Here is a 9601-nt window from a genome sequence, read left to right on the forward strand (position 1 = left end):
ACTCCCCCGTTCGGGGCCGCCGAACCGGGCCGCTTGCCCGGCGGCGAGGGTCGCGCGGCCGCGGCATCCGGAGAAGACTGGCGGCATGACGGAAGGGGCACGGGCTCGCGTCGGCATGTCGGGATGGCTCTACCCGCCGTGGCGCGGGGTGTTCTACCCGAAGGGCCTGCGCCAGGCCGACGAACTGGCGTACGCCGCCGAGCGGGTCGGCTCGCTCGAGGTCAACGGCTCGTTCTACTCGCTGCAGCGGCCGACGAGCTGGCTGCGCTGGCGCGACGCCTCGCCCGACGGCTTCGTCTTCGCCGTCAAGGGCCCGCGATTCATCACGCACATCAAGCGGCTCACCGGCATCGAGGCACCGCTCGCGAACTTCTTCGCCTCGGGCGTGCTCTCGCTCGGCGAGAAGCTCGGGCCCGTGCTCTGGCAACTGCCACCGACGCTCGCGTTCGACGCCGCGAAGCTCGACGCGTTCCTCTCGGCACTGCCGCGCACGCACCGCGATGCAGCAGCACTCGCCCGCCATCGCGACCGACGGATGTCGGGGCGGACCGCCTACGCGCTCGCGGCGCCCCGCGAACGGCCGATCAGGCACGCCGTCGAGGTGCGCCACCCGAGCTTCGAGGCCGCACGATGGCGGGCGCTCCTCGAACGGCACCACGTGGCATCCGTCACCGCAGACACCGCGGGCAAGTGGCCGCGCATCGACTGGGCGACCGCCGACTTCGTCTACGCGAGGCTGCACGGCGACACCGAGCTCTACACCTCGGGCTACGACGACGACGCGCTCGACCGCTGGGCCGACTGGGTGCGAAGCCATCTCGCCGACGGACGCGACGCCTACGTCTACTTCGACAACGACGTGAAAGTGCGTGCACCGTTCGACGCGATGGGCCTCATCGAGCGCATCGAGCGGTGAGCCGCGCGCCGCGCCGACGCCCGGCCGGCGCCCGGGTCAGCTCACGCGGCCGAGCGCCGCCGCCGCGTAGAAGAGCGCGGCAATCGTCTCGCCGTCGGTGATCTCGCCCTCGGCCACCATGAGGATGGTCTCGGCGAAGGGCACTGCCCGCACCGCGCTGATGCCCTCTTCGGCTTGCGAGCCGTCGACGGATGCCACGTGGCGCAGGCCCGTAGCGAGGTACACGACCTCTGCTGCCCGGCAGATACCGTTGAGCGCGTTCATGCGCCCGATCTCGCGCCACTCGGCCGCCTCGTGCCCGGTCTCTTCGAGCAGCTCCCGCCGGGCGGCGACGAGTGGGTGCTCGCCGTCGGTGCCGCCCGCCGGCACCTCGACCGATGCGCCGACGGTGTGCCGGTCGATCGTCACGAGGAGCACCTCGTCGTCATCGGTCATCGCGACGACGAAGACCGCGTCGTTGCGTACCTCGACGACACCGTAGATGCCGTCGGTGGCGTCGGGCCGCACGACGTCGTCTTCGGTGACGGTGATCCACTGGTTCTCGTAGACGGTGCGCCGTTCGCGCGTGGGCCAGCTCATGGGCGCTCCTCTGGACGGATGGCCGGAGTCGCGGCCGTGGGCGGGGGCATGGGCACACGTTCGACGAAACGCCGGGCGAGGAGCACCGAGATGACGCCGACCGCGGCTCCTGCGATGGTCTCGACGAGCCGGTCGCCCAGCAGCACAGGCAGCGGCGCGGGCGCCGCGAGCGAAGCGACGGTGAGGGCCAGCGGCGTGACGAACACGAGCGCCGCGCCGTAGTGACGACCGATCAGCAGTTCGGCCCCGAACTGGCAGGCCGCGATCACGACGACGAGCACCCAGATCGGCGGATCGGGCCAGAGCACGAGCGCGGTGACACCGACCCCGACCGCAGTGCCGACGACCCGATGCACCGCCCGTTGCGCGGTGTGGGCGGCTCGGGCGGGCGGAATCACCGCGACGGCGCTGACCACCGCCCAGTACGGATGGCCGATGCCGAGCCAGAGCACGATGGCACCGGCGGCGAGCGCGGCGAGGATGTTCTGCACGACGTTCAGCCAGACGCGCGGGTCGGCGTAGGCACGCGCGCGCACGGGAGCCCGGCGCGGGAGCGCCTTGAAGAGCGACGCCTCTCGCCGGCCGGCCAAGCGCCGGAGCAGCCAGCCCGACATCGAGAGCAGCCACGCGAACGAGGCAGCCGAGGCCGCGACGGCGAACTGCAGCCATCCGTCGCCATCGATCGGCTGGGCCGCGCACACGAGAACCGCGAAGACCGCGAAGAGGGGCCCCGACGGAGTGACGCCGAGGGTGTTGAAGACGACGATGACGAGTGCGATGACGGCGGCGAGCACGGCGGCCTCGATCGCGAGTGGGGCGTCCGCGACGGAGAGCAGGATTCCGGCCCCGACCGCGACGAGCTGCATGGCCCCCGCTGCACTGACGGTGCGCAACCGGATGCGGTACGGCTCGCTCCTGCCGAAGATCGCCGTCATGCCGCCGAACGCCGCGTAGGCCGCGAGGTCGACGCGGCCGAACATCACGAGCACGCTGAGCGGGATGGCGGCGGCCAGCGCCGCCCGCAGCGCGACCTCGACATCGAGCGCCCGCAACGAACGCAGTCGCGCGACGAGCCCCTCGGGCCGCTGCGCGCCCAGCGGATCGGTCATCTAGAGCTTCTCGATCGGCGCGATCTTGATCAGCAGCTTCTTCTGACCTGCGGTGTCGAAGCTGACGTGCGCGATGCGCTTCGTGCCCTCGCCGGTGACCTGGGTGACCTTGCCGTCGCCGAAGTCGGTGTGCCGGATGCGGTCGCCCGCGGCGAGCGTGAGGTCGCCGTTGTCGCGCACCGTGCCGGTGACTCGGTTGGCCCACTCAGTCTTCGGCTTGGCGGCTTTCGTGACGCTGAACCGCTCGAGGTCGCGGTCGCGCGTGCCCCACGCACCGCCGTCTCGGCGGGCGTTGAGCGCACGCGGCTGCGTGCCGCCGCGCGAGGTCGCCATGCCCGGCGACTGGCGCCAGTCGATGAGGCCCTCTGGGATCTCCTGCAGGTAGCGGGACGGCATCGCCACGGCGACCTCGCCGAACTGCGCCCGGCTCATCGCGAGCGAGAGGTAGAGCCGCTTGCGGGCACGCGTGATGCCCACGTAGAAGAGGCGTCGCTCTTCGGCGGGCCCGCCGGGCTCGGAGGCCGACATCTGGTGCGGCAGCAGCCCCTCTTCGATGCCGGTGAGGAACACCGCGTGGTATTCGAGGCCCTTCGCCGTGTGCAGGGTCATGAGCGAGACGGTGCCGGATGCGTCGTCGAGCTCGTCGGCCGCAGCCACGAGCGAGACCTGCGTGAGGAAGTCGACGAGCGTGGCGCCGGGGTTCTCACGATCGAAGTCGCGAGTCTGCGCGACGAGCTCTTCGACGTTCTCTGCGCGTGTCTCGTCTTGCGGGTCGCGGCTGTTGCGGAGCGCGTCGAGCAGCCCCGAGCGCTCCATCAGGAAGACGAGCACGTCGGAGACCTTCGCTGCGCCGACGTTGGTGCGCGCCTCGATGCCCTCGGCCGATGGCACGAGCATCGCCGCCGCCTCGTCGAGCACGTTGGCGAGCGCGGAGATCGCCGCCGTCACCTTCGGTCCGAGGCCGAGGCCGTCGGCTGCCCGCATCGCCTGACGGAAGGTGAGGTCGTTCTGCTCGGCGAACGACGCGAGGGCGGTCTCGGTCGCGGGTCCGATGCCGCGCTTCGGCGTGTTGAGGATGCGGCGCAGGGCGAGTTCGTCGACCGGGTTCGCGACCGCGATGAGATAGGCCATCGCGTCTTTGATCTCGGCGCGCTCGTAGAACTTCGTGCCGCCCACGACGCGGTACGGCAGCGCCGACCGCACGAAGATCTCTTCGAGCGCACGGGTCTGCGCGTTGGTGCGGTAGAAGACCGCGATGTCGCGGTAGGCGGTGCCGTCGCGGTGCAGCGACTCGATCTCATCGGCGATGAACTGGGCCTCGTCGTGCGCCGTGTAACCGGTGTATCCGGTGATCTTGTCGCCATCGCCGTCGGCCGTCCAGAGTTTTTTCTCTTTGCGGTCGAAGTTGTTGGAGATCACGGCGTTCGCGGCCGAGAGGATGTTCTGGGTCGAGCGGTAGTTCTGCTCGAGCAGCACGACCCTGGCACCGGGGAAGTCACGCTCGAACTCGGAGATGTTGCGGATGTCGGCGCCGCGGAACGCGTAGATCGACTGGTCGGAGTCGCCGACGACCGTGAGGCTGGCCCCGGGGATCGACCCCGAGGCATCCGTCAGCCCGCGCACCAGGATGCCGTGCTGGTCGAGCTCGGCGACGATCTCGCGCGGCACTGCCCTCGTCAGCTCGTGGATGAGCGAGTACTGCGCGTGGTTGGTGTCTTGGTACTCGTCGACGAGGATGTGCCGGAACCGGCGCTGATAGAGCGCGGCGACCTTGGGGAACGCGCGGAAGAGGTAGACCGTCTCGGCGATGAGGTCGTCGAAGTCGAACGCGCTCGCCGCCCGCAGCCGCCGGGTGTACTGGCGGAAGATCTCGAGGAACATGACCTCTTGCGGGTCGTTCGTGTTCGCGTTGCGCGCGTAGGTCTCGACGTCGGCGAGCTCGTTCTTGAGCTTCGAGATCTTCGACTGCGCGCTCGCGGGCGTGAAGCCCATGGTGTCGGCGTCGAGTTCTTTGATGATGCGCTTGAGAATCGTGCGCTGGTCGGCCGAGTCGTAGATCGTGAACGTGGACGACATGCCGATGGTCTCGGCCTCGCGGCGCAGGATGCGCACGCACGCCGAGTGGAAGGTCGAGATCCACATGCCCGACGCGCCCTCGCCGAGCAGCGCCTCGACGCGCTCGCGCATCTCTGCGGCCGCCTTGTTGGTGAAGGTGATCGCGAGGATCTGGCTCGGCCACGCCTCACGGCTCTCGATGAGGCTCGCGATGCGGTGGGTGAGCACCCGGGTCTTGCCCGAGCCGGCGCCCGCAACGATGAGCAGTGCCGGGCCGCGGTACTCGACCGCCTCGCGCTGCTCGGGGTTCAGTCCGTCGGTGAGGCGGGGGCCGGAATGGCCACCGGATGCCGCGGGCTGGGCCTCGCGCCAGCCGGCCGGTTCGTCGGGGTCGAGGATCAGCGTCATATCGCCTTCAAGTCTAGGCGCGACCGCTGACACCACGGGCTGCTCGTCGCGCCCGGCGAACCCCGCTCAGCTCACCTCGCGAGTACGGCCCGCGCCTCGACGCCCAAATCGGGATGATCGAGGAACACCCCGTCGACGCCCATGCCGATCACCTCGCCGAACTCGCCCATCCAGTCGCCGTATCCGGCGCGTGCAGTGCCGCGCCGGAACGGTGCCGAGAGGAACCGGTTCTCGGGGCGCAGCGTCCAGGTGTAGATCTCGAGCCCGGCGGCGTGCGCCGCGTCGACGAGCTCGGCTCCGAAGAGCGGCGCGCCCGCGGCATCCGCTGCCGGTCTCGCCTTCACGCCCCCGACGAGTCGCGCCTTGCCGACGCTCACGCCGTCGAACCGGCCGGCGAGACCGAGCAGCCCGGCTTCGGTCGCGAACGAGTCGTAGCTCGGCGCGGTGCGGCCGTGCTCGAGCACGAGATCCCAGGGCGCACCATTGCCCTCGATCAGGAACACCCGTCTGCCGCGGATGCCGCGATCACCGAGCCGATCGAGGAGTGTGGGCTCGAACGCCTCCATGATGAGCCGCTCGTCGCCGCGGCCCCACCCTGCGGCCTCGAGCTCGGCCTGGAACAGCTCGTCGAGCGGCAGGCCGAGCGCGTCGAAGTGCGCGGCATGCTTGAACTCGGCGATCATGCGCAGCAGCCGGTGCTGATCGGCACCCATCGTGTCGATCAGCTCGAAGAGCTCGCGCAGACGAATGACCGGGTAGCGGCCGTCGAAGCTCGCGCTCGCCTGCCGCAGCGGGCCGAGCCGCTCGGTCGCCCGCAGGGTCGCGAGCTCGGCCCACGTGAAGTCCTCGGTGAACCAGCCGGTGAGTGCGGCGCCGTCGATCTCGCGCGTGGTGCGGCGACCCGCGAACTCGGGACGGCTCGCGACATCCGTGGTGCCCGAGATCTCGTTCTCGTGACGAAGCACGAGCACGCCGTCGCGCGTGGCGACGATGTCGGGCTCGACCGCGTCGGCACCCAGGGCGAACGCGAGTTCGTACGACGCCCGCGTGTGCTCGGGGCGATACCCCGGCGCACCGCGGTGCCCGATCACGAGGGGGTGCGGGTCGTCGCGCTGCAGCATGCGCCCCAGCGTAGTCAGCACAGGCCGCAGGTCGACGGGAATTCCGCGGGAATTCAGGGCGTTGTCACGGGTAACTCGGGTAGGTTGGTTGAGGCAACGGATGCCGCAGCAGCCCGCGGCCCGAGCATCGACCACAGCCGAAAGCAGAGGAAACCCATGGCTCTCGACAACCCCGCCTTCTCGCGGAACTCCGCGTTCTCCGCCCAAGGAGGCGTGGCCGCCGCGCAAGACATCTCGGCACAGCAGCTGCAAGAGATGTACAACCAGCCCACCACGCCGCCCGCGGGCGAGACGATGGCGATCGACACCACGATCCAGAAGGCTGCCGTCTCGTTCGGCCTGCTCGTGGTCGGCGCTGCGCTCGGCTGGGTCACGACCGAGTCGATGCCCTTCCTCTGGATCGGCGCCGGCATCGTCGGCTTCGTGCTCGCGCTCGTCAACATCTTCAAGAAGTCGCCGTCGCCGGCGCTCATCCTCGCCTACTCGGGCGTGCAGGGCGTCTTCGTCGGCGGCATCTCGGCATGGTACGAGGCGATCAACCCCGGAATCGTCACGCAAGCCGTCATCGCGACCCTCGTGGTGGTCGGTGTCACGCTCGCGCTCTTCGCCTCGGGCAAGATCCGCGCATCGAAGCGGGCGACGAAGATCTTCCTCATCGCCATGATCGGCTACGCGGTCTTCTCGCTCGTGAACTTCGGCCTCATGATCTTCGGTGCGACCGACAACGCGTTCGGGCTGCGGTCGATGGAGATCTTCGGCATCCCGCTCGGCCTGATCCTCGGCGTGCTCGTCGTCATCATGGCGGCGTACTCGCTCGTGCTCGACTTCGACTTCATCCAGCAGGGCGTGCGCAACCGCGCCCCGAAGAAGTACGAGTGGAGCGGCGTCTTCGGCATCATGGTCACGGTCATCTGGCTGTACCTCGAGATCCTGCGCATGCTCGCGATCGCCCAGTCCAGCGACTGACGCACCGACTCGCTGAAGGGCCGTCCTCCGGGGCGGCCCTTCGTCGTTAACGGGATGCACCGACGGTGGCAGCCGGTTCCGCCGCCTGTCGTTCGATTGACGGTCGTTCGATGTCACCCAGGATCACACTTTCCTCGGCGGCCAGGATGTGGTCAAATCATCCTCGAGCCCCTCCCCGAGTTGCACGCAACGAAGCCGGGCGACCCACCCGAACTCGCCCGGAGACTCTCTTGCCCGCTCGCACCGTCGCGCGCCGCCCCGCGTCGCTCTTCCTCTCCTCTCGCCGCCGTCGCGGGGCCGCGACCCTGCTCGCGATCGTCTTGGCGGCGGCGATCGGTACCCAGCCATCCGACTCGGCCTCCGCAGCTCCAGGAACCTCAGTCGTGGCCGGCATCGTCACCGGATCGGATGGGGAGCCCGCGGTCGGGCTGGAGGTGGGCCTCCGGAACGACGATGGCAACCTCTGGTCGTCCGGCGTCCGCACCGACGAGTCCGGTGCATATCGCTTCGAGAATCTGCCAGCCAGCCGGTACGGGGTCTCCTTCACGTGTTGGAACTCCTGCGTCGGCAACTACGTCGGGAAGAGCTGGCACGACATGCCGTGGTTCGATGTTGCTGAAGGGGAACGCGTCGACGTCGAGACGGAACTGCAACTCGCCGGCGAGATCTCCGGTGTCGTTCGGGGAGATGATGGTGCAATCCTCGAGGGGATCCGCGTGCACATCGCGTCTGACACCGCGGGGGTAACGCCACCTCACGACTCCGCCATCACCGACGCCGAGGGACGATACCGGTTCCGGAATCTCCCCGCGGCCGGATACCTACTCAGGTTCGCGCCGGACACGGCATTCGCGCACGAGTACTTCGCCGAACACTGGAAGGACCAGGCCACGGCCGGCACGGCCGATGTCGTCCAGGTCACGGCAGGCGAGGTGGTCAGCGGAATCGATCCGGCTCTCGCTCCGACCGCGTGGATCTCGGGTCGAGTCGTCAACGAAGACGGGGTTCCGGCTGATTGGAACGCGGATGTCAACGTCTTTCTCTACCGGATCACGGATGCGGGAAGGTTCTGGGTCGACACCGCAGGTCTCGGCTCGTACCCCCTTGAACCCGGAGAGTTCCGATTCGACGGTCTCACCCCAGGGACGTATGTGCTCTGGACGCGATCTCTGGGCTGGCGTGTCGGTGAGTGGTGGCACGACACTGCAGATCTGGCGTCGGCGGAGCGGATCGTAGTGGCAGCGGGCGACCGATTCGATGCGACGGTCGTCCTCGAGGGCGGTCCAGTGAGCCTCAAAGGCCCGACGGTGTCGGGAACTCCACGTGTCGGCGAGACGCTCACTGCCGCAGCCTCCTCTCCCACGCCAACCGCGACCATCGCCTACCAGTGGTTCGCGGACGACGTCCCGATCGACGGGGCAAATGCGTCGGCGTACGCACTTACGGCAGCGGAACTCGACGCCGGCATCGAGGTCGAGGTCGTGGCGTCCGCACCGGGGCGCATGACCCTCACGCGCCGATCGCGGATGACTTCCGACGTGCAGCCGGCTGTACTGACCTCCACGATCCCGCGCATCAGCGGCGAGCGGGTCGTAGGCTCCACGTTGACCGCCGACGTGGGCGATTGGTCCGACGGTACTGAGTTCGCCTACGAATGGCGCGCCAACGGCACCGCCATCTCGGGGGTGGATGATGCGCAGTTCGTGCTCACACCCGCTGAAGCCGGCAAGCAGATCTCGGTCGCGGTGACCGGATCGAAACCCGGATACGTATCGGTGTCGCACATTTCGCAGTGGGTCAACGTCACGTATGGTCCCGCCACGCTGACCACTCCCGTCATCAGCGGAACGCTGCAGGTGGGTTCGACGCTGACGGCCTCCGCCTCGTCGACGACCCCTGGAGCGCAGTTCTCCTACACCTGGTACGCGAACGGCTCCCAGGTTCTCTTCGAGGATGAACCGACGATCGAGCTTCGAGAAGAACACCACGGAGCGGCGATATCGGTGCTCGTGCACGTTACCGCTCCCAACTACATCATGGTGCAGAAGATCTCGGGTACGACCGCACCCGTCGGCTCGGTCGGCCAAGCCGTCACGCGACTTGCGGGCCCCGACCGTTACGCCACCTCGGTGGCCATCTCGAAGTCGCAGTTCGGCCCCGGCGTACCCGTCGCGTTCATCGCCAGCAGCGCGAACTTCCCCGACGCCCTCGCCGGTGCACCCGCCGCCGGCATCAGCGGCGGCCCCATGCTCCTGACCGACCCCAACGCCCTGCCCGACACCATCACAGCAGAACTCGAACGCCTCCAACCGGAACGCATCGTCATCCTCGGCGGCACCGGCACCATCAGCGCCGACGTCGAAGCCCTGCTCGATGCCCTCCGACCCGGCGCGGTCACCCGGCTGGCCGGATCGGACCGCTATGCGACCTCCGTCGCCATCTCGAAG

Annotated in this window: 7 protein-coding genes; 3 read left to right on the top strand and 4 right to left on the bottom strand. The window is 68.9% G+C overall.

Annotated elements, in window-relative coordinates:
- The first annotated feature begins 85 nt into the window (after window positions 1-85).
- Complete coding sequence (locus tag H521_RS0116730; RefSeq protein WP_022894171.1) at window positions 86-916, top strand: DUF72 domain-containing protein; 831 nt, start codon at window positions 86-88, stop codon at window positions 914-916.
- A gap of 36 nt (window positions 917-952) precedes the next feature.
- On the opposite strand, the gene H521_RS0116735 is transcribed toward H521_RS0116730, so the two are convergent.
- The 4 genes from H521_RS0116735 to H521_RS0116750 all read right to left on the bottom strand — a co-directional run bounded on the left by H521_RS0116735 (window position 953) and on the right by H521_RS0116750 (window position 6188).
- Complete coding sequence (locus H521_RS0116735) at window positions 953-1495, bottom strand: NUDIX domain-containing protein (RefSeq protein ID WP_022894172.1); 543 nt, start codon at window positions 1493-1495, stop codon at window positions 953-955.
- Window positions 1492-2604: an FUSC family protein gene (locus tag H521_RS23945; protein WP_022894173.1), complete on the bottom strand. Its 1113-nt coding sequence runs from the start codon at window positions 2602-2604 to the stop codon at window positions 1492-1494. The genes H521_RS0116735 and H521_RS23945 overlap by 4 nt, the downstream gene beginning before the upstream one ends.
- Window positions 2605-5067, bottom strand: a complete 2463-nt coding sequence (locus H521_RS0116745) for an ATP-dependent helicase (protein WP_022894174.1) — start codon at window positions 5065-5067, stop codon at window positions 2605-2607. It abuts the gene before it with no gap.
- A 71-nt stretch (window positions 5068-5138) separates the two neighbouring features.
- The gene (locus tag H521_RS0116750) at window positions 5139-6188 is read right to left on the bottom strand and encodes a glycerophosphodiester phosphodiesterase family protein (protein WP_040424837.1); all 1050 of its coding nucleotides are present in this window, start codon (window positions 6186-6188) and stop codon (window positions 5139-5141) included.
- 156 nt (window positions 6189-6344) lie between these two features.
- On the opposite strand from H521_RS0116750, the gene H521_RS0116755 reads away from it, so the two are divergent.
- Together H521_RS0116755 and H521_RS0116760 are read left to right on the top strand one after the other, a co-directional pair.
- Entirely contained in the window at window positions 6345-7154 is an 810-nt protein-coding gene (locus tag H521_RS0116755; RefSeq protein ID WP_022894175.1) for a Bax inhibitor-1/YccA family protein, read from the top strand.
- 230 nt (window positions 7155-7384) lie between these two features.
- Window positions 7385-9601, top strand: a 2217-nt coding sequence (locus tag H521_RS0116760) for a carboxypeptidase regulatory-like domain-containing protein (protein WP_026482409.1), incomplete at its 3' end; no start/stop codon positions are given.

The organism is Agromyces subbeticus DSM 16689 (assembly GCF_000421565.1).
GTDB classification, from domain to species: Bacteria; Actinomycetota; Actinomycetes; order Actinomycetales; family Microbacteriaceae; genus Agromyces; species Agromyces subbeticus.

What these genes read in the sequence shown, in the direction of transcription:
- H521_RS0116730 (WP_022894171.1), top strand. Translation starts at nt 86, where the DNA reads ATGACGGAAGGGGCACGGGCTCGCGTCGGCATGTCGGGATGGCTCTAC.
- H521_RS0116735 (WP_022894172.1), bottom strand. Translation starts at nt 1,495, where the DNA reads ATGAGCTGGCCCACGCGCGAACGGCGCACCGTCTACGAGAACCAGTGG.
- H521_RS23945 (WP_022894173.1), bottom strand. Translation starts at nt 2,604, where the DNA reads ATGACCGATCCGCTGGGCGCGCAGCGGCCCGAGGGGCTCGTCGCGCGA.
- H521_RS0116745 (WP_022894174.1), bottom strand. Translation starts at nt 5,067, where the DNA reads ATGACGCTGATCCTCGACCCCGACGAACCGGCCGGCTGGCGCGAGGCC.
- H521_RS0116750 (WP_040424837.1), bottom strand. Translation starts at nt 6,188, where the DNA reads ATGCTGCAGCGCGACGACCCGCACCCCCTCGTGATCGGGCACCGCGGT.
- H521_RS0116755 (WP_022894175.1), top strand. Translation starts at nt 6,345, where the DNA reads ATGGCTCTCGACAACCCCGCCTTCTCGCGGAACTCCGCGTTCTCCGCC.